At 68.9% G+C, this 19,065-nt stretch carries 15 protein-coding genes and 1 tRNA gene; 8 read left to right on the forward strand and 8 right to left on the reverse strand.

What is annotated here, in order from left to right; all coding sequences use genetic code 11:
• Both G6020_RS17405 and G6020_RS01625 read left to right on the forward strand, forming a co-directional pair.
• Nucleotides 1–1,243, forward strand: a 1,243-nt coding sequence (locus G6020_RS17405; protein WP_182609452.1) for an ATP-binding domain-containing protein, incomplete at its 5' end; no start/stop codon positions are given.
• Nucleotides 1,240–1,671, forward strand: a complete 432-nt coding sequence (locus tag G6020_RS01625) for a DUF732 domain-containing protein (protein ID WP_095717223.1) — start codon at nucleotides 1,240–1,242, stop codon at nucleotides 1,669–1,671. The genes G6020_RS17405 and G6020_RS01625, both read left to right, overlap by 4 nt.
• Nucleotides 1,672–1,722: 51 nt before the next feature.
• Here the strand turns inward: G6020_RS01625 and G6020_RS01630 are convergent, their stop codons facing one another.
• Together G6020_RS01630 and uvrB are read right to left on the reverse strand one after the other, a co-directional pair.
• Complete coding sequence (locus G6020_RS01630; RefSeq protein WP_179525163.1) at nucleotides 1,723–2,172, reverse strand: universal stress protein; 450 nt, start codon at nucleotides 2,170–2,172, stop codon at nucleotides 1,723–1,725.
• 92 nt (nucleotides 2,173–2,264) lie between these two features.
• A complete protein-coding gene (uvrB, locus tag G6020_RS01635) occupies nucleotides 2,265–4,400 on the reverse strand; it encodes an excinuclease ABC subunit UvrB (RefSeq protein ID WP_095717225.1) in 2,136 nt (711 codons plus the stop codon).
• 97 nt (nucleotides 4,401–4,497) lie between these two features.
• Between uvrB and G6020_RS01640 the strand changes: the two genes are divergently transcribed.
• Together G6020_RS01640 and G6020_RS01645 are read left to right on the forward strand one after the other, a co-directional pair.
• Entirely contained in the window at nucleotides 4,498–5,925 is a 1,428-nt protein-coding gene (locus G6020_RS01640) for a DUF4185 domain-containing protein (protein ID WP_179525162.1), read from the forward strand.
• Between the two features lies 1 nt (nucleotide 5,926).
• The gene (locus G6020_RS01645; RefSeq protein WP_182609453.1) at nucleotides 5,927–7,477 is read left to right on the forward strand and encodes a DUF4185 domain-containing protein; all 1,551 of its coding nucleotides are present in this window, start codon (nucleotides 5,927–5,929) and stop codon (nucleotides 7,475–7,477) included.
• A gap of 59 nt (nucleotides 7,478–7,536) precedes the next feature.
• On the opposite strand, the gene coaE is transcribed toward G6020_RS01645, so the two are convergent.
• Nucleotides 7,537–8,619 carry a dephospho-CoA kinase gene (coaE, locus tag G6020_RS01650; RefSeq protein WP_182609454.1) on the reverse strand — a complete coding sequence of 361 codons (1,083 nt, stop codon included), beginning with the start codon at nucleotides 8,617–8,619 and terminating at the stop codon, nucleotides 7,537–7,539.
• A gap of 159 nt (nucleotides 8,620–8,778) precedes the next feature.
• On the reverse strand, nucleotides 8,779–10,260 hold the full coding sequence (rpsA, locus tag G6020_RS01655; RefSeq protein ID WP_095717229.1) for a 30S ribosomal protein S1: 1,482 nt from the start codon (nucleotides 10,258–10,260) through the stop codon (nucleotides 8,779–8,781).
• Between the two features lie 43 nt (nucleotides 10,261–10,303).
• On the opposite strand from rpsA, the gene G6020_RS01660 reads away from it, so the two are divergent.
• On the forward strand, nucleotides 10,304–11,158 hold the full coding sequence (locus tag G6020_RS01660; RefSeq protein ID WP_182609455.1) for a class I SAM-dependent methyltransferase: 855 nt from the start codon (nucleotides 10,304–10,306) through the stop codon (nucleotides 11,156–11,158).
• Between the two features lie 27 nt (nucleotides 11,159–11,185).
• Here G6020_RS01660 and G6020_RS01665 read toward each other — a convergent pair whose 3' ends face one another.
• The 4 genes from G6020_RS01665 to polA form a co-directional block, all read right to left on the reverse strand.
• The gene (locus G6020_RS01665; RefSeq protein ID WP_277815230.1) at nucleotides 11,186–11,947 is read right to left on the reverse strand and encodes an amino acid ABC transporter ATP-binding protein; all 762 of its coding nucleotides are present in this window, start codon (nucleotides 11,945–11,947) and stop codon (nucleotides 11,186–11,188) included.
• Entirely contained in the window at nucleotides 11,944–12,924 is a 981-nt protein-coding gene (locus tag G6020_RS01670) for an amino acid ABC transporter permease (protein WP_095717232.1), read from the reverse strand. Before G6020_RS01670 ends, G6020_RS01665 begins: the two co-directional genes overlap by 4 nt.
• An 8-nt stretch (nucleotides 12,925–12,932) precedes the next feature.
• On the reverse strand, nucleotides 12,933–13,835 hold the full coding sequence (locus G6020_RS01675) for an ABC transporter substrate-binding protein (protein ID WP_182609456.1): 903 nt from the start codon (nucleotides 13,833–13,835) through the stop codon (nucleotides 12,933–12,935).
• Nucleotides 13,836–13,948: 113 nt separating this feature from the next.
• Entirely contained in the window at nucleotides 13,949–16,645 is a 2,697-nt protein-coding gene (gene polA, locus G6020_RS01680) for a DNA polymerase I (RefSeq protein WP_187700291.1), read from the reverse strand.
• Nucleotides 16,646–16,811: 166 nt separating this feature from the next.
• Between polA and G6020_RS01685 the strand changes: the two genes are divergently transcribed.
• The 3 genes from G6020_RS01685 to G6020_RS01695 form a co-directional block, all read left to right on the forward strand.
• Nucleotides 16,812–16,885, forward strand: a tRNA-Leu gene (locus tag G6020_RS01685).
• A gap of 250 nt (nucleotides 16,886–17,135) precedes the next feature.
• On the forward strand, nucleotides 17,136–17,603 hold the full coding sequence (locus G6020_RS01690) for a MarR family transcriptional regulator (protein WP_182609458.1): 468 nt from the start codon (nucleotides 17,136–17,138) through the stop codon (nucleotides 17,601–17,603).
• A partial coding sequence (locus tag G6020_RS01695) for an MDR family MFS transporter (protein WP_182609459.1) occupies nucleotides 17,603–19,065 on the forward strand: 1,463 nt, incomplete at its 3' end. The genes G6020_RS01690 and G6020_RS01695, both read left to right, overlap by 1 nt.

Genomic DNA, 19,065 nt, shown 5'->3' on the forward strand with positions numbered 1-19,065 from the left:
CCCCGAGGGCGACGGGGTCGGGGATCTCGGGGACCCCGCCCGGCCGCTGCTGGACGCGGAGGACCGGGCCGCGCTGCGCACCGAGGTCGAACGCGCGCCCGAGGTCCTCGACGCGATCGACGACTGGTGGCCCACCCTGCGGCCGGAGCAATTGTTGGCCGACCTGTTCTCCAGCCGCGAGCGGATCTCCGAGGCGGCCGGCGACTATGTGGCCGAGGACCAGGAGGCCCTCTTCCGCGCCGACGGTGGGGCGTTCTCGGTGGCCGACGTCCCGCTCCTCGACGAACTCGCCGAACTGCTGGGCGAGGACCCCACCGAGGAGGGCAACGAGGCGGACCGAGCCTGGGCAGAACAGGTCCGTCAGGCGGAGGAGGCGCTCGAGATCCTCACCGGGTCGGCGGTCCAGGACATCGAGGACGACCTGGACCCGGAGGTCCTCATGGCGTACGACGTGGTCGACGCGGAGTCGCTCGCCCGGCGGCACAGTGCGGACTCGGACCTCACCGTCGCGGATCGTGCCGGCGCGGATCGGACGTGGGCGTTCGGTCACGTGATCGTCGACGAGGCGCAGGAGCTGTCCGCCATGGCGTGGCGCGCGCTGATGCGTCGCTCCCCCAACCGCTGGATGACCCTCGTCGGGGACGTCGCCCAGACCTCCAGCCCTGCGGGCATCGACTCGTGGGAGGACGCGCTCTCGCCGTACGTGGACGACCGGTGGGTCCTCTGCGAGCTCACCGTCAACTACCGCACCCCGGAGACAGTCTCCGCGGTCGCGGAACAGCTGCTCGCGCAGATCGACCCGGGGGCGACCTCGCCGCGCCCGGTACGTGCGGGCCGACGGCCTGTCGCGTGGCTCGAGACCGACACGGGCTCGGTGGGCCGGGTGGTGGCCGACGAGGTCTCCCTCGTGCCGGAGGACCGGGCCGTGGCCGTGCTCCTCCCCGATGACCTCGGGCACGAGAACGCCCCCGGGATCGCCGCCCTCAGGGACACCGTGATCGCGGCGCGCCCCGACGCCTCGGTCCTCCCCCTGGCCCTGGCCAAGGGACTCGAGTTCGACGTGGTGGTGGTGGTCGATCCGGAGCACGTCCTCGGACGTTCGCCGCAGGGGCTCCAGGATCTGTACGTGGGGGCCACCCGCGCCACCCAGGAACTGGTCCTCGTCCAGCCCGGTCGGTTCGGGCCACTGCTCTCACGGATCCGCGAGTCCGTCTCCGACGACACAGAGGAGCTCAGCGCATGAGCGACCACGCGGTGCGGATCCCGGCCGCCGTGGCGTTGTGCGCGGTCCTCGCGGTGGGCGGCGGTTGCGGGCCCGCGGAGGAGGCGACCGACCGGACCGTGAGAGCGGAGACCACCGGTCAGGGCGCCGAGGCCGAGGCCGGGGGGCCCGCCGCCGTCGGCCCGAGAGGCCCTGCCAGGAACGGCAGCGAGCAGGATTTCCTCGACGACCTGACGGCGTTCGGACTACCCACGGAGATGACCGCGGCCACCACCGTCGAGGTGGGGATAGGGATCTGTCGGAGCATCTCCGACGGGTCCGACACCGAGACCATCCTCGATCACCTCCGCCCGCTCACCAGCGCGATCGCCGCGCAGGATCCGGAGCGCGACACCGCGGAGGTGGGCCGGGCCATCATCGATGCGAGCCGGGCCCACCTCTGCGGTTGACGCTCCCCGGTTCACCGATCCGGGTCGCCCGGACCCGGGTCGCCCGCCGGCTCAGGTCGTGTGGACGATGAGCACGTCGCAGACGGCCCGGCGGGCCGCATCCGCGGGCACCGACCCCAGGAGCCGGCCGGTCAGCGAGTTGAGGCCCTTGTTCCCCACGACGAGCAGATCCGCGTCCACCTCGTCGGCCAGCTTGATGAGCGATTCGACCGGCGCGCCCTTGACGGTGCGCGCCTCGACCGTCGACGCCCCTGCGGCGACCGCCCGGTCCTTGGCGGTCCGGACGATGTCCTCGGCCGGGTTGTCACCGCGGATCTGATAGGCGTCGTCGCCCAGCTGATCGGCGGCCTGGCTGACCGAACGCGGATCGGCGGGCACGTAGGCGCAGGCGATCACGAGGGTCGCGGACTCGTCGGCGGCAAGCGACGCGGCACGATCGACGGCCCGGTAGGACGACTCCGAGCCGTCCGTACCCACGACCACCTTCTTGTAGGCGCTCAATTCTCTTCCTCTCGTCGGCAACAAGTTCTACCCAGCGTAGTGCGCGTGGGTCCCCGCCGTGCCCGGTAAGCGCGCGACGTCACAGTGACGGGTCAGTCGATTCCCGCCTCGCGCATCCCCTTGAGCTCTTTGCGCAGCTCGGCGATCTCGTCCCGGAGCCGTCCCGCCAACTCGAACCGTAGGTCCGTTGCCGCCGACATCATCTGCTCGGTCATCTCCCCGATGAGTTTCTCGAGTTCCTTCCGTGGCCGCGCCGACTCCCCCGCCGCCCGTGCACCCACGAGCTCGGGGCGGTCCCGCGGATCGGAGGACGACTCCCCGTCCTTGTCCTCCCCGACCCTGTCGAGGATGTCGGCGATCTTGCGCCGCAGGGGCTGCGGGTCGATGCCGTGCTCGGTGTTGTACGCGACCTGCTTCTCGCGTCGACGGTCGGTCTCCTCGATGGCCTGTCGCATCGCCTCGGTGACGGAGTCCGCGTACATGTGGACCTCGCCGGAGACGTTGCGGGCCGCACGGCCGATGGTCTGGATGAGCGAGGTGGCCGACCGGAGGAAACCCTGCTTGTCGGCGTCGAGGATCGCCACCAGCGAGACCTCGGGGAGGTCGAGTCCCTCCCGGAGCAGGTTGATGCCCACCAGGACGTCGTACTCGCCGCGTCGCAGGTCGCGGAGCAGCTCCACCCGCTGCAGGGTGTCGATCTCCGAGTGCAGGTAGCGCACACGCACACCGAGTTCCAGCAGGTAGTCCGTGAGGTCCTCGGACATCTTCTTGGTCAGGGTGGTCACCAGCACCCGCTCGTCCCGATCGGCCCGGGCGCGGATCTCACCGAGGAGATCGTCGATCTGCCCCTTGGTGGGCTTGACGACGATCTTCGGGTCCACCAGCCCGGTGGGACGGATGACCTGTTCGACGAACTCGCCCCCCGTCCGTCCCATCTCGTACGCGCCGGGGGTGGCCGACAGGTACACGGTCTGACCGACCCGGTCGGAGAACTCCTCCCAGGTGAGCGGTCGGTTGTCGAGCGCTGACGGGAGCCGGAAACCGAAGTCCACGAGATTGCGCTTGCGGGAGGCGTCGCCCTCGAACATCGCGCCGATCTGGGGAACGGTCACATGGGACTCGTCGATGACCGTGAGGAAGTCCTCGGGGAAGTAGTCGATCAACGTGGCCGGGGAGCTGCCCGCTGCGCGACCGTCGATGTGCCGCGAGTAGTTCTCGATGCCGGAACAGAATCCGACCTGCTGCATCATCTCGATGTCGTACGAGGTGCGCATCCGCAGTCGTTGGGCCTCCAGGAGTTTGCCCTGGTTCTCCAGCTCCGCCAGCCGCACCTCCAGTTCCTCCTCGATCGAGGCGATGGCCCTGGCCATGCGGTCGGGTCCGGCGACGTAGTGCGTCGCGGGGAAGATCCGTACCTCGTCGACCTTCCGGACGACGTCTCCGGTCAGGGGGTGGATGTAATAGAGGGCGTCGACCTCGTCACCGAAGAACTCGATGCGCACGGCGAGCTCCTCGTAGGTGGGGATGATGTCGACCGTGTCACCCTTGGCGCGGAACGTCCCGCGTGTCATCGAGACGTCGTTGCGCTCGTACTGCACGTCCACCAGCAACCGCAGCAACCGGTCGCGTTCGACTTCCTGGCCCACGGCCAGGGAGACGGACCTGTCCAGGTAGGACTGTGGTGTGCCCAGACCGTAGATGCACGAGACCGAACTGACGACGACGACGTCGCGCCTCGACAGCAACGACGACGTCGCGGAGTGCCGGAGCCGCTCCACGTCGTCGTTGATGGACGAGTCCTTCTCGATGAAGGTGTCCGTCTGGGCGATGTACGCCTCGGGTTGGTAGTAGTCGTAGTAGGAGACGAAGTACTCGACGGCGTTGTTGGGCAGCATCTCCCGCAACTCGTTGGCCAACTGCGCGGCGAGGGTCTTGTTGGGGGCCATCACCAGGGTCGGCCGTTGGACCTGCTCGATGAGCCAGGCCGTCGTGGCGGACTTACCGGTACCGGTGGCCCCGAGCAGCACGATGTCCCGCTCTCCCCGCCCCAGCCGCTCGGTGAGCTCGGCGATCGCCGTCGGCTGGTCCCCGGACGGGACGAACTCGCTGACCACCTCGAACCGGTCGGTGGTGCGCTCGACATCCCCGATGGGACGGAACTCGGAATAGGAGAGGACGGTCGGGTCTGCGGGGATCCCGTCGTCGGGGATCTCGGTCGCGAATGCCATACCCTCAGCCTACGAGGCTCCGCACACCCCCGCCCGACAGCGATGTCCCTCGGATGTCAGAGGCGACAACTACACTGCGCCCAAGCTCGCTAACCCTATGCTGTCTCGTCTGGAGAACCCCGTGGCCTGGACCCTCAATCGTCGTCGTACCCATCGTCCCCGCCTCCGGACTGGGCCGTTCGCGACGGCGACCGCCGCGACACTCGCGGCAGGGGCGCTCACCGTCCTCTCCCCCGTCGCGGCCGCCGCGCCCTGTGACCCGTGGCCCCCGGCCGGTGGAGGCTCCGGCTCCGGCTCCGGATCCCTCGGAACACCTGCCGCAACTCCAGCCACCCCGTGGGCGACCGGGGACAGCGGCTACATCCCCGTCCTGCAGGGACGCACCACGACGGTGGAGTTACTCACCGGACCCACCAGTCCCAACAAGACGGTCGAACGCTTCGGGATCTCCGGCACCGACCTGGGAATCCTCTGGGAGAACGGCGACGCCTCCAGCCCGCAGGTGTTGATGGCTCTCGGCGACACCATGGGCGACTGCAGTCTTCCGGGAGACCAGTGGCGCAGCAACATCCTGTTCCGCTCGTCCGACCGCACCCTGTCGGACGGGATGCGTATCGACGACGCACCGATGGAGGGGCCGGGACTGGCCAAGTCCATCCTCCCCCGCTCCGGTCTGCCCGGTGAGGTCACGGTGATCCCGACCGCGGGTGTGCAGGTGGACGGCACCCAGTACCTGCGCTACATGTCAGTGGCCAGCTGGGGTGCCCCCGGCGAGTGGATCACCAACTACTCCGCACTCGCGGCCTCGGAGGACAACGGGGAGAACTGGACGCCCGTGTCGGGCACCGCGCGCACGGGCACGGGGAGTGCTCAGCTCATCCCGCCGTCCCTGGGCGCCCCGCACACGACCCATACCGCCGGTCAGATGAGCGCCTTCCTCGAGCACGACGGGTACGTCTACGAATACCTGACCCCGTCGGGCCGCAGTGGTGCCGCGACCCTCGCCCGGGTCCCCGCGGGCTCGATCGAGGACATGTCGGCCTACGAATTCTGGAACGGGACCGGGTGGGTGGCCGACCACCGGGCCACCGCCCCGGTGATCCCCGCCCGCGTGAGTGAGCTCTCCGTGTCGTGGAGCCCGCGGCTGGGGCGCTTCATCGCTCTGTACACCAACGCGAACAACGACATCGTCATGCGGCAGGCCGCGACCCCCGAGGGGCCTTGGTCGGGCGAGGACATCCTGCTGTCGTACGCCCACGTGCCCACCCTGTACGGCGCGTTCATCCACCCCTGGAGCCCGGCGGTAGAGACGGTGGGCTCGGACCTGTACTTCACCATGTCCACCTGGGACGCCTACAACGTGTTCCTCATGAAGACCGACCTGAACCGGATCCCGGCGCGGACGTTGCCGGACCCCAACGCCCGGATGCGTACCGCCGACGACAGTTGGACCCGTGACACCCCAGATCCGGCCGAGACCGGTGAGACCGTGCTCGTCGAGCGTCTCCCGATCCCGGGGGCCTGAGATGAGCCGCGCTCTATCGCGGCTGGCCGCGACGGGGCTGGCCGCGGTGACGGCGTCCGTCGCCACGCTGGCCACCACCGGGGTCGGCACCGCCACGGCCGGCCCGTGCAGCGAGATGTTCGGCAACTTCGGGTCCCTGCTCGAGAACCAGACCGGCGCCGGCATGGCGGGGGGTTCGCTGGCGTCTCTCGGTTCGGGTTCCTCCGGCTCACTCGGGTCCGCCTCGCGGGCCATGGGCTCGGCGGACCGCTCGGGCTCACTCGTGCAGCAACTGGAGACCGGGTCCCTGGGCAACGGACTCTCGGGCTCCCTGAACACGGTGACCGGATCCGTCTACGGGATGCCCCCGTGGATCACCGGGGAGGAGGGCACCGTCCCCGTCCTCCGCGGTCCCACGCAGTTCCTCCAGCTCGTCACCGGACCCACGAGTCCCACCGAGTCGATCAGCCGCTACGGGGTGGCCGGAACCGATCTCGGCATCATGTGGGACAACGGAGACCCCACCGATCCGCAAATCCTCATGGCGTTCGGCGACACCATGGGTGACTGCACCATCCCGGGTAGCCAGTGGCGGTCGAACGTCCTGTTCCGTTCCCGTGACGACGACCTGTCGGACGGAGTGACCATCGACTCAGCGGCGACCGGTCCCGACGGTCTGGCCAAGTCCCTCGTTCCCCGTTCGGGGCTACCCGGGGAGGTCACGATCATCCCGACCGCGGGCATCTCGGTGGAGGGGGTCCAGTACCTGCGCTTCATGTCGGTCGCCAACTGGGGTCAACCGGGTTCGTGGACCACCAACTACTCGGGGTTGGCCTACTCCACGGACAACGGCGAGAACTGGACCGTCGTACCCACTCTGGCCCGGCCGATCACCTCTGCGGTCCCGGTCGGCGAGGGTGCACCCCCCGTGGACGCCGCCTGGCGGGACTCGCAGATGAGCTCCTATCTCAAGGCCGACGATCACCTCTATGAGTACCTCACTCCGTCAGGGCGCCAGGGTGCCGCGATCCTCGCCCGCGTACCGCTCGCCGGATCGCCGTCGGCGGAGGACCTCGACGGCACCGACGGAGCCCCGCCCGCCGCGGGGGTCCTCGATCCGGCCGCCTACCGGTACTGGGACGGCACGGACTGGGTCGTCGACCCGGGGAACGCCGAGCAGGTGTTGCCCCGCCCGGCCAGCGAACTCTCCGTGATGTGGAACAACTATCTGGGCAAGTACACCGCGATGTACTCCCAGGGCTTCAACTCCGTCGTGCTCCGCACCGCGGACCGGCCGGAGGGCCCCTGGACAGGGCCCACAGTCCTCGTGGACTACTCCATGCTCCCCGGCGTCTACGGCGCGTTCATGCATCCGTGGGCCCAGGGTGACGATCTGTATTACCTGGTCACCACGTGGAACGCCTACAATGTGTTCCTCGTGCGCACCAGTCTGTCCGAGGTCTTCCCGAGCACCCTCCGCAGAGCCGCGGCCCCCGCCGGGCCCGCCACCTCCGAGGTGATCAGGCACGTCCCGGTGTCGGAACTCGTCGACGGTGCGGTCCCGACGGAGTGACCGCGGCGGCGTGAACAGGGAGAGGTGAGCAGGGCGGGGTGAGCGCGCCGGGTGACCGCTCAGCGGTCCGACGCCTCACAGAGGGTCCGCTCCCACTCCCGGGTCTCCTCGCGGTCGGCCCGGCGGAGGATCTCCGAGTACTCCACCCGCGCGCTCGGATCCGAACCGATGGCCTCTGCCATCAGCAGGGCGAACTCGTGTTCCGGATCGTCCTCGGCGAGGATCGACACCTCGAGTGGCCGGGCGGGGTCACACCAGTGCAGGAGAGGACGTTCGGCGGAGCGGTCACGGACGTATCCCGCACCGGTCAGGAGCGCCAGCGCACGCTCCACGGTCGCCTCGTTGGGCACCGTCACCTGCAGGTCCACGATGTCCGGCGCATCGAGACCGTCGACCGCGGTGGGGCCCACGTGATCGATGCGGGTCGCGACGTCCCCCAGCACGTGACGCAACCTCGCCGTCGCCCTCGCCGCCTCCGCCGCCCATTCCGGCCGGAACGGCACCACTGTCCGGTCCCCCACCACAGGTGTGCCCGTCCGCAGGTTGTGCTCGAAGGGCCGCAACCGTAGCTCGACGAGCATCCGGACGATCTCCCGAACCGGTTCGCGGTCGCCGGAGTTGTCGATCAGGACATCGGCTTCCGCCCGACGGGCCTCGTCCGTCGCCTGACGGGACATACGCGCGCGGGCGTCGTCCTCCGGCATACCCCGCTGCTCCACCAGTCGCCGGAGTCGGATCTCCGCCGGGGTGTCCACCACGATCACCAGGTGGTAGGCGGGAGTCATCCCGCCCTCCACCAACAGGGGCATGTCGTGGACGACGATCGCGTCCTCGGGCGCCGAACCGAAGAGTTCGGCAGTGCGCTCCCCGATCAGCGGATGGGTGATCGCGTTGAGTGCGGCGGTCCGCTCCGCGTCGACGAAGGCACGAGCGGCGAGCGCGGCCCGATCGAGAGCGCCGTCCGGCCCCACGATGTCGTCGCCGAACTCGGCGACGAGCATCGCCAGACCCGGGGTGCCCGGTTCGACGATCTCCCTCGCGATCCGGTCCGCGTCGACGATGACCGCACCGGCCTCCGCGAGCACTGCCGTCACCGTCGACTTGCCGGCTCCGATTCCACCGGTCAGACCCACCATCAGCATGGGTCGAAGTCTAGGTGACCGGGGTCTGCCCCGGCCGCCGTGGCATCTCCCCCGGCACAAATAGACCACGGCCCCGGTCGGCGACCCACCGTGGTGGGACGACCGTCCGGGGCCGTGGTCCGGGCCGTCAGGCGCCCGTGGCGCCGTCAGACCGCGAGGTCACTCACCGCCGGCGAGCTTCGCCCGCAGGGCGGCCAGCTGCTCGTCGGACGCCAGCGAACCACCGGTCGACTCGGCCGGGCTGCTGGTCTCCGCAGCAGCGGGACGGGACGACGACGGGGCGGACTCGGACGAGTAGTTGGTCGGCGCGGCCTCCGCGGCCTCCGCGGCAGCAGCGCGACCCTTCTCGATCTGACCGGTGTGCATCTTGTGACGACGCTCGGCCTCCGCGTAACGGTTCTCCCACTCCTCACGCTGCTTCTCGAAGCCCTCGAGCCATTCGTTGGTCTCGGGATCGAAGCCCTCGGGGAAGATGTAGTTGCCGGCCTCGTCGTAGCTGTCGGCCATGCCGTACTTCGACGGGTCGAACTCCTCCGTGTAGTCCTCGTCCGCCTGCTTGAGCGAGAGCGAGATACGGCGACGGTCGAGATCGATGTCGATGACCTTGACCATGGCGTCGTCGTTGACCGTGACGACCTGGTCCGGGACCTCGACGTGGCGCTCGGCCAGCTCGGAGATGTGGACGAGGCCCTCGATGCCCTCGTCGACACGCACGAACGCGCCGAACGGGACGAGCTTGGTGACCTTGCCCGGCACGATCTGACCGATCGCGTGGGTCCGGGCGAAGTGCCGCCACGGATCCTCCTGGGTGGCCTTGAGCGACAGCGAGACGCGCTCGCGGTCCAGGTCGACGTCGAGGACCTCGACGGTGACCTCCTGGCCCACCTCGACGACCTCGGACGGGTGATCGATGTGCTTCCAGGACAGCTCGGACACGTGGACGAGACCGTCGACTCCGCCGAGGTCGACGAACGCACCGAAGTTGACGATCGAGGACACGACGCCCTTGCGGACCTGGCCCTTCTGCAGCTGGTGCAGGAACTCGGAGCGGACCGCGGACTGGGTCTGCTCGAGCCATGCACGACGCGAGAGCACGACGTTGTTGCGGTTCTTGTCCAGCTCGATGATCTTGGCCTCGAGCTCCTGCCCCACGTAGGGGAGGAGGTCGCGGACGCGGCGCATCTCCACCAGGGAGGCGGGGAGGAAGCCACGGAGGCCGATGTCGAGGATCAGGCCACCCTTGACGACCTCGATGACGGTGCCCTTGACGGCCTCGTCCTTCTCCTTGAGCTCCTCGATCGTGCCCCAGGCGCGCTCGTACTGGGCGCGCTTCTTGGACAGGATCAGACGGCCGTCCTTGTCCTCCTTGGTCAGGACCAGGGCCTCGACCTCGTCGCCCACCTCGACGACCTCACCGGGGTCGACATCGTGCTTGATGGAAAGTTCGCGCGAGGGGATGACACCCTCGGTCTTGTATCCGATGTCGAGCAGGACCTCGTCGCGGTCGACCTTGACGATCGTGCCCTCGACGATGTCGCCATCGTTGAAGTACTTGATCGTGGCGTCGATGGCGGCGAGGAAGTCCTCCGCGGAGCCGATGTCGTTGACGGCTACCTGCGGCGAGGTGGTTTTGGTGGTCATAGGGTGGGGTGCTCCGGAGTGGATAGGAATCGTAGGTGGACAGATGTTCGCGAGCGTGTACGCACGCGACGGTCAACTGTACTCTGCCAGCGTGACGTCCACAAACCCCCCCGACCACGGCGAGTCCGTCCGCGCCTCCCGCACGTGGTGGGACACCGAAGCGGTCGAGTACCACGACGAACACGGCGACTTCCTCGGTGCCCACTCCCCCGACGGGGAGTTCGTGTGGTGCCCCGAGGGACTCCACGAGGGCGACTGGGCTCTCCTCGGTGACGTCGCGGGCCGCGACGTCCTGGAGATCGGCTGCGGTTCCGCGCCTTGCTCACGGTGGATCGCCGGCCGCGGGGCCCGCGCCGTCGCCGTCGACCTCTCCGCCGGGATGCTCCGCGTGGGCGCCGAGGCTGCGGGCAGGTCGACGGGTCCGGCGGCCCGGGTGCCGCTGATCCAGGCCGATGCCGGCCGCCTGCCGTTCGCCGCCGACAGTTTCGACGTCGTGTTCTCCGCGTTCGGGGCGATCCCCTTCGTGGCGGACACCGCCGGGGTCATGGCGGAGGCGGCCCGGGTGCTCCGTCCCGGCGGACGGTTCGTCTTCTCGGTCAACCACCCGATGCGGTGGATCTTCCGTGACGATCCGGGCCCCGAGGGACTCGTGGCCGCGTTCCCGTATTTCGACCGCACGCCCTACACCGAGTACGACGAGGAGGGCGACCTCACCTACGTCGAGCACCACCGCACGGCTGGTGACCGGATCCGGGAACTGGTCGGTGCCGGGTTCGTGGTCCGGGACCTGATCGAGCCCGAGTGGCCGGAATGGCTGGACCGTGAATGGGGGCAGTGGAGCCGGCTGCGCGGCAGCATCTTCCCCGGCACCGCGATCTTCGTGGCCACTCTCCCCTGACCGCCGGCGACACGACCGTGGGGCCGGCTACAGGATCTTGGACAGGAAGTCCTGCGTCCGTTGGTGCCGGGGCGCCCCGAGTACCTCGGACGGGTGGCCGGCCTCGACCACGACTCCGTCGTCCATGAAGGCGATCGTGTCGGCGACCTCCCGGGCGAAGCCCATCTCGTGGGTGACCACGATCATGGTCATCCCGGCGTCCGCGAGATCCCGCATGACCCCCAGGACCTCACCGACCAGTTCGGGGTCGAGTGCCGACGTGGGCTCGTCGAACAGCATGAGCTTGGGCTCCATCGCCAGCGCGCGGGCGATCGCCACCCGCTGCTGCTGACCACCGGACAGCTGCGCCGGGTAGGCGTCCGCCTTCGCCGAGAGCCCGACCTTCTCCAGCAGTGCCCTGGCCCGCTCGGTGGCCTCCGCCCTCGACTCACCCTTGACCAGCATCGGCGCCTCGATGACGTTCTCCAGGGCGGTGCGGTGCAGGAAGAGGTTGAAGTGCTGGAACACCATCCCGATGTCCCGGCGTTGCCTGGCCGCGTGCCTGGGCGAGATCTCGTAGAGCTTGTCGCCCTTCTCGCGGTACCCCACCAGGTCGCCGTCGACGTACAGCCGACCGGCATCGACACGCTCGAGGTGGTTGATGCACCGGAGGAAGGTGGACTTGCCGGACCCGGACGGGCCGACCAGGCACAGCACCTCTCCGGCGGCCACCTCGATGTCGATGCCCTTGAGCACCCTCAGCGATCCGAAACTCTTGCAGACCTGCTCGGCCCTGACCATCGGAGTCATGGCATCCCTCCCGACTGGTCGGTCCCTCTGGCCGCGGCGAGCCCGGAGGGGGTGAGGCCGTCCGCCTCGGCCAGCGCCCGCAACTGCTTTGCCGTGAGCTGGCGGGTGGCGCCGCGGGAGAACTTCTTCTCGAGGAAGTGCTGGCCCACCATGAGCACGCTGGTGATCACCAGGTACCAGGTGGCCGCGACCAGCAGCAGCGGGATCGGCTGGAAATTGACCCCGGAGATGTCGCGGGCCTGACCGTAGAGCTCGCCGGAGAACGGGATGGCAACGACGAGTGAGGTGGTCTTGAGCATCGAGATCAACTCGTTGCCGGTGGGCGGGATGATCACCCGCATGGCCTGCGGCAGGATCGTCCGGCGCATGGTCTGACCCCACGACATGCCGAGCGCGGTGGAGGCCTCGGCCTGGCCCTCCGGAACGGACGAGATACCCGCCCGCACGATCTCGGCCATGTAGGCGGCCTCGTTCATGGCCAGACCCACCACCGCCAGCCAGAACGCCGAGTACAACACCATCGTGTCGTCGAAGCGCACGATCTGGAAGTCGGTGAAGGGGATGCCGAACTGGACCTGCCGGTACAGCGTGAAGATCAGGCCCCAGAACAGCAGCTGGACGTAGATGGGTGTTCCGCGGAAGATCCACAGGTACACCCAGGCCACGGCCTTGAGCACCGGGTTGCTGCTCATCCGCATCACCGAGAGGATGACCCCCAGGATGACGGCGAGGATCATCGACAGCACCGTCAGCGCGATGGTGTAGAACACCGCCATGCCGAACCGGGTGTCGAACAGGTAGCGGCCGTAGGTGCCCCAGCCGTAGGCCGGGTTGGTCGCGGCGCCCCAGATGAACAGGAACACCAGGACCAGGACGATAGTCGCCGAGACCCACCGCCACGGGTGCCGGAGCGGCACCGCCTCGATGGGGTCAGGAGCGTCTCGGGGGGCCGAGGCGCGGTTCTGCGCGGTGCTCACCGACCGGTTCAGCCCTTCCGGATCTCGGCGTCGTCGATCAACCCGTCCTCGAGGCCCCAGTTCTGGGCGATCTTCTCGAAGTCACCGGTCTCGATGAGCTTGTCGGCTGCGGCCTCGAGCGCGGCGGCCAGTTCGGACCCCTTGCGCACGGGCCAACCGTAGGGGGCGGAGTCGAAGACGTCCCCGGCCAGCTGCATCTTGCCCTCGGACTGCTTGACGGCGTACGCCGAGATGGGCGAGTCGGCGGACATGGCGTCGACCTTGCCGAGCGCCACGGCGGTGGAGGCCTCGTCCTGGGAATCGAACTGGACCTTCTCGATCGGGGGATTGCCGGCGGCGACGCACGCCTCGCTGCGGGCGGGCACGTCCTCCTGGTCGGAGACCGTGGTGCGCTGGACCGCCACGCTCAGGCCGCACGCGTCGTCGGGGTCGACGTCGGTGCCCGCCGCCGATGCCCACTGGATGCCGGCCTCGAAGTAGGTGACGAAGTCGACGGTCTGCAGCCGCTCGTCGTTGACGGTGAACGACGAGGCGCCCATGTCCATGGTGCCGCCCTCGATGGCGGGGATGATCTTCTCGAAGTCGGACTCGCGGAACTCCGCACGCAATCCCATGAGCTGGGCGGCGGCGGTCATCACGTCGATGTCGAAGCCGACGATCTCGCCCCGCTCGTTCTTGAACTCGTTGGGCGCGTACGGCGGGTTGGTGCCGATCACCAGCACGCCCTTCTCGCGGATCTCGGCCGGTACGAGGGCGGCGATCTCGTCGTCCGTCTCGAGCGAGACCTCCTGCCTCGGCTCTCCCGAGTCCTCGGGACCCTCGGTGTTGGTGGTGCAGCCGGTGAGCGTGAGGGCCGCTGTGGCGGTCAGTGCCAGTGCGGCACGGAGGCCGCGCCGTGAGGTGAGGGTCATGTGCGTGCCCTTTCAGGCGTCGGGTAGCCGAATCTGCAATGAACCTAGGGCATACGTCGAGCACCACAAAACGCACCGCCCGCTTTTGGCGTCAGTGGTTACCCACTGGTTACTCAGTGGGCCGCGGAGTCCCAGTCGGGCCCCGTGCCCGTGGAGACGTCCAGCGGGACGTTGAGTTCGATGGCGGAGTACATCCGGTCGACGACGAGCTCGCGGACCTCCTCGAGTTCGCCCTTCGCCACCTCGAGCACCAGTTCGTCGTGGACCTGGAGCAACAGACGGCTCTGCAGCCCCCGCTCGTCGAGGTCGGCGTCCACCTTGAGCATCGCCGCCTTGATGATGTCCGCGGCGGTGCCCTGGATGGGGGCGTTGAGGGCCGCACGCTCGGCGTTCTCGCGCTTGAGCCGGTTGTCCGAGTTGAGCTCGGGCAGGTAGCGCCGACGACCGAACAGCGTCTCGGTGTAGCCGTCACGTCGGGCCTGGTCCACCACCGCGTGCAGGTAGTCGCGGACTCCCCCGAAGCGGGAGAAGTACGCGTCCATCTGCTCGCGGGCCTCGGTCTGGCTGATGCCGAGCTGCGCGGCCAACCCGAACGCGCTGAGCCCGTAGGCGAGCCCGTAGCTCATGGCCTTGACCCTGCGCCGGAGCTCGGGGGTGACCTGGTCGATCGGCACCCCGAACGCCCGGGAGCCGACGAAGGAGTGCAGGTCCTCGCCGGTCCGGAACGCCTCGATCAGTCCTTCGTCACCGGACAGGTGCGCCATCACGCGCATCTCGATCTGGCTGTAGTCGGCCGTGAGCAGGCAGTCGTAGCCCTCGCCCACGACGAACGACTTGCGGATCCGTCGGCCGTCCTCGGTGCGGACCGGGATGTTCTGCAGGTTCGGATCGGTGGAGGACAACCGCCCGGTCGCGGCGACCGTCTGGTTGAACGTGGTGTGGATGCGCCCGTCGTCCCCGATGGACTTGATCAGCCCCTCGACGGTTGTGCGCATCTTGGTCGCCTCGCGGTGCAGCAGCAGTGCCTCGAGGAAGGCCCGTCCCGGGGTGTCCCCGGTTTCTTTGGAGCGAAGCTCCTCCAGCGCCTTGGCGTCGGTGGTGTACCCCGTCTTGGTCTTCTTGGTCTTGGGCATGCCCAGGGTGTCGAACAGCACCACCTGGAGCTGCTTGGGCGAACCGAGGTTGATCTGCTCGCCCCCGATCGCGGCGTAGGCCGCCTCTGCCGCGTCACGCCCACGGTCGGCGAACCCGTCGCGGAGGTCGTCCAGGGCCGACGAGTCGACCGCGATTCCGATCGACTCCATCCGCGCGAGCACCGGCACGAGCGGCAGTTCCATATCCGCGAGCAGCTGCGCACCGTGCACCTGCTCCAGCTCCACGTCGAGGCGCTCGGCGAGGTCGATCACGGCCCGGGCGCGGGTCGCCGCCGAGTTGGCCGCCTGCTGCTCGGCCTCGGACTCGTCGACCTCATCCAGCAGCGACAGTTGTTTCTCCGCCGCCTCGGGCTCCGGGAGCTCACGCTGCAGGTGGCGCTGGAACAACTCCGCCAGGCCGTAGCTGCGCTGACCGGGACGGACGAGATAGGCGGCGAGTGCCACATCCAGCGTCACACCGCCCAGGCGGAGGTCCCGGCCCATCAGGGCGTGGGTCGCGGCCTTGGCATCGTGTACCGCCTTCGACACCGCGTCGTCGGCCAACCACGCCTGTAGAGCCTGGTCGTCGGCGGGGCCGATCCGTGCGAGGTCGATATGTCCGGAGGCTCCGCCCGCCGCCGCCACGGTGACCGACTGCGCGTCCCCCGCGCCCGGTCGTGAGGGACCGACGACGACGAGGCCGTGCCGACTCCCGGCCGGCGCGTGGGCCGCCAGCCAGTCCGAGACCTCGCCCGCCCGCAGGACCGCGGCCTGCTCGATCTCGATCTCCGGCACCGGCTCGGGTGCGCCTTCCGGGAGGAACGCGGAGAGGAACCGGTCGCGGGCCTGGGGACCGAACTCCAGCCGGTCGAACAGGGCGTTGACGTCCGCCCGTTCGGGCAGGCGCCTCGTGAGTTCATCGATCTGGACGCCGAGGTCGAGGTCCCGGGTGAGTTCGGTGATACGGCGGTTGAGCTGCACCTGCGGGAGGTGCTCGCGGAAGCTCTCACCCACCTTGCCCTTGACCTCGTCCGCGTGCGCGATCAGTTCCGACAGGCTGCCGTACTGGACGATCCACTTCGCCGCCGTCTTGTCGCCAACCTTGGGCACACCGGGGAGGTTGTCGGAGGTGTCGCCCCGCAGCGCGGCGACGTCCGGGTACTGAGCGGGGGTCACCCCGTATTTGGCCTCCACCGCCTCGGGGGTGAAGCGGGCGAGCTCCGAGACTCCCTTGACCGGGTAGAGGACGGTCACCGCGTCGGAGACCAGCTGCAGCGCGTCGCGGTCCCCCGTGCAGATGAGTGTGTCGGCCCCTGCCGCCTGGGTGGCCAGGGTCGCGATGATGTCGTCGGCCTCGTGGCCCTCCAGGGACAGGGTGCGGACCCCGAGTGCCACCAGCGCCTCCTGGATCAGCTCGACCTGTCCCTTGAACTCCTCGGGGGCAGCCGAGCGCGTCGACTTGTACTCCGGGTACTCGGCCGTCCGGTGCAGGGTCGCCCGGGAGACGTCGAACGCCACCGCCAGGTGGGTGGGCTCCTCGGTGGTGACCAGGTTGGCGACCATCGACAGGAATCCGTAGACCGCGTTGGTGTGCTGCCCGGAGGCCGTGGAGAAGTTCTCCGCGGGAAGCGCGTAGAACGCGCGGAAGGCCAGCGAGTGCCCGTCGAGGAGCAACAGACGGGTGGGCCCGTGTGCCTCGGCGGCGTCGGTGGACGCGGTGGTGGCGGCGGAACTGGCTTCGGCGGTCTGGCTCGTGGTGCTCACACGGCCACTCTAGGGCGGGCGTCGGACAGCCGCTCACCGGTCGTCGGTTAGACTTTCCGACCAGCGGCTCGCCGCGTTCGCCCCCGTAGCCCAATTGGCAGAGGCAACGGATTCAAAACCCGTCCAGTGTCGGTTCGAGTCCGACCGGGGGCACTTCCACGCCGCGCAGTCACCACATCTCCACGCAGATAGCGGCTTCACCGCCGGAGGAACCCCTTCCGGATCGGCCTTGAGGTCACCCTGCTGTCGACCGGCGTCGACTTCCCTCTTCGATAGTCAACTCGGCCCGTGCCGCACTCCGGGCGCACCCGAGACCTCTCCTTTCCCGTCGATTGCAGGAACCAGAAGCCCGTGCATATACTTGCTTGCTGCAAGCAATTTAATCGAGACCGGGGAGGTCAGGGTGGCGATTGACGCCGAACAGGGAGGCAAGCTCGTCATGGACCTGTCCCGCGTGGTCAAACTGCTACGCGCGGTCAATGTCTCGGTCCCGCGGTTCCACGAGTCCCTGGAGCAGTCCGCCCACCCCTTGCTGTTCGCCATCCATGACGAACCCGCCCGAGTCACGAACCTGGCAGACCGTCTCCACACCGATATCTCGGTGGTGAGCCGTCAGGTCCGCCACCTCGAGACCCTCGGTCTGGTCGCCAAGGTCCCCGACCCGGATGACGGGCGCGCGAGCGTCGTCACCCTCACGTCCGAGGGAAGCGACCTCGTCACCCGCGTGTTCGCCGGACGGGGCCAGTGGATGGCCGACGTCCTGGCCGACTGGACCCCCGAACAGGCGGCCTCACTCGACGAGGGACTGGCACGCCTCGCGGAGTCACTGCGCACCGAACTCGACGCCCTCACGTCCGCCAAGGAGAACTGATGACCGACCGCTCGCCCGTCACGACCCAGGCCGGTGAGGACGGCGAGTTCTCTCATCGTCAGATCCTGGTGATCCTCGCCGGCCTCATGTCGGCGATGTTCCTCGCGAGCCTGGACCAGACCATCGTGTCGACCGCCATCCGGACCATCGCCGACGATCTGCAGGGCCTGGACGCGCAGGCGTGGGTGACCACCGCGTACCTCATGACCTCGACCATCTCGACGCCGCTGTACGGCAAGCTCTCGGACATCTACGGGCGCAAACCGTTCTTCGTCATCGGCATCGTGATCTTCGTGTTCGGCTCCCTGCTGTGCACGCTCGCCGACTCGATGTACACGCTCGCGCTGTACCGCGGGATCCAGGGACTGGGCGCCGGCGCCCTGATGTCGCTCTCCCTGGCGATCATCGGCGACATCATCCCGCCGCGCGACCGTGCCAAGTACCAGGGCTACATGCTCGCGGTGTTCGCCTCGTCGTCGGTCATCGGCCCGGTCGTCGGCGGCTTCTTCGCCGGCGTGGAGACGATCTTCGGCATCGACGGCTGGCGCTGGATCTTCCTCATGAACGTCCCCATCGGCGCCATCGCTCTGACCCTGGTGATGATCACCCTCAACGTCAAGAACGTCCGCGTGGACCACCGGGTGGACTGGGCGGGCGCGGCCGCGATCGTCGTCGGGCTGGTGCCGCTCCTGCTGGTGGCCGAACAGGGCAACACCTGGGGCTGGGGCTCACCGGCCGCACTGGCCTGCTACGTCGTGGGCCTGGGCGGGATCGGCCTGTTCCTCATCGTCGAGGCCCGGGCCGGCGACCAGGCTCTCATCCCACTGCGTCTGTTCCGCGACCGCACCTTCGCGATCGTCACCGCCGGCGGGGTGATCGTGGGAATGGCCATGTTCGGCGGGATGATGACCCTGCCTCTGTACATGCAGATCGTGCACGGAGCCGATCCCATGGAATCCGGCCTCATGATGCTGCCGCTGGTGGCGGGCATGATGGGCGCCTCGATCGTGTCGGGCCAGCTCATCTCCAGGACCGGCCGGGTCCGCGAGTTCCCGATCCTCGGCACCGCCATCTCGGCCGTCGGCCTGTTCCTGCTGTGGACCATCGACGCCGACACTTCGCTGACCCTGGTCATGGCCTACATGCTGGTGCTGGGAATCGGCCTGGGCAACTGCATGCAGCCGCTGACACTGATCGTGCAGAACGCCGTGAGTCCGCGCGAGATCGGCGTGGCCACCGCGTCCGCCACCTTCTTCCGCCAGCTCGGCGGCACCGCCGGGGTGGCCGTGTTCCTCTCGATCCTCTTCAGCCGGGTCGGCGGCTCCATCACCAGCGAGCTGGAGCTGGCGGGCGCAGACGGCAGCCTCGCCCGCGGGGTGCAGGAGGGCCTGGCCGACCCGGTGCTGCGCGCCGACCCCGAGGCTCTCGGGATCGTGCAGGCCCTCGCCGACCCGGTGTCCGG

This window comes from Dietzia sp. B19, from assembly GCF_014145155.1.
Lineage (GTDB): Bacteria > Actinomycetota > Actinomycetes > Mycobacteriales > Mycobacteriaceae > Dietzia > Dietzia natronolimnaea.

What these genes read in the sequence shown, in the direction of transcription:
- G6020_RS01645 (WP_182609453.1), top strand. Translation starts at nt 5,927, where the DNA reads ATGAGCCGCGCTCTATCGCGGCTGGCCGCGACGGGGCTGGCCGCGGTG.
- uvrB (WP_095717225.1), bottom strand. Translation starts at nt 4,400, where the DNA reads ATGGCATTCGCGACCGAGATCCCCGACGACGGGATCCCCGCAGACCCG.
- G6020_RS01640 (WP_179525162.1), top strand. Translation starts at nt 4,498, where the DNA reads ATGCTGTCTCGTCTGGAGAACCCCGTGGCCTGGACCCTCAATCGTCGT.
- G6020_RS01665 (WP_277815230.1), bottom strand. Translation starts at nt 11,947, where the DNA reads ATGACTCCGATGGTCAGGGCCGAGCAGGTCTGCAAGAGTTTCGGATCG.
- rpsA (WP_095717229.1), bottom strand. Translation starts at nt 10,260, where the DNA reads ATGACCACCAAAACCACCTCGCCGCAGGTAGCCGTCAACGACATCGGC.
- G6020_RS01625 (WP_095717223.1), top strand. Translation starts at nt 1,240, where the DNA reads ATGAGCGACCACGCGGTGCGGATCCCGGCCGCCGTGGCGTTGTGCGCG.
- G6020_RS01660 (WP_182609455.1), top strand. Translation starts at nt 10,304, where the DNA reads ATGTTCGCGAGCGTGTACGCACGCGACGGTCAACTGTACTCTGCCAGC.
- coaE (WP_182609454.1), bottom strand. Translation starts at nt 8,619, where the DNA reads ATGCTGATGGTGGGTCTGACCGGTGGAATCGGAGCCGGCAAGTCGACG.
- G6020_RS01675 (WP_182609456.1), bottom strand. Translation starts at nt 13,835, where the DNA reads ATGACCCTCACCTCACGGCGCGGCCTCCGTGCCGCACTGGCACTGACC.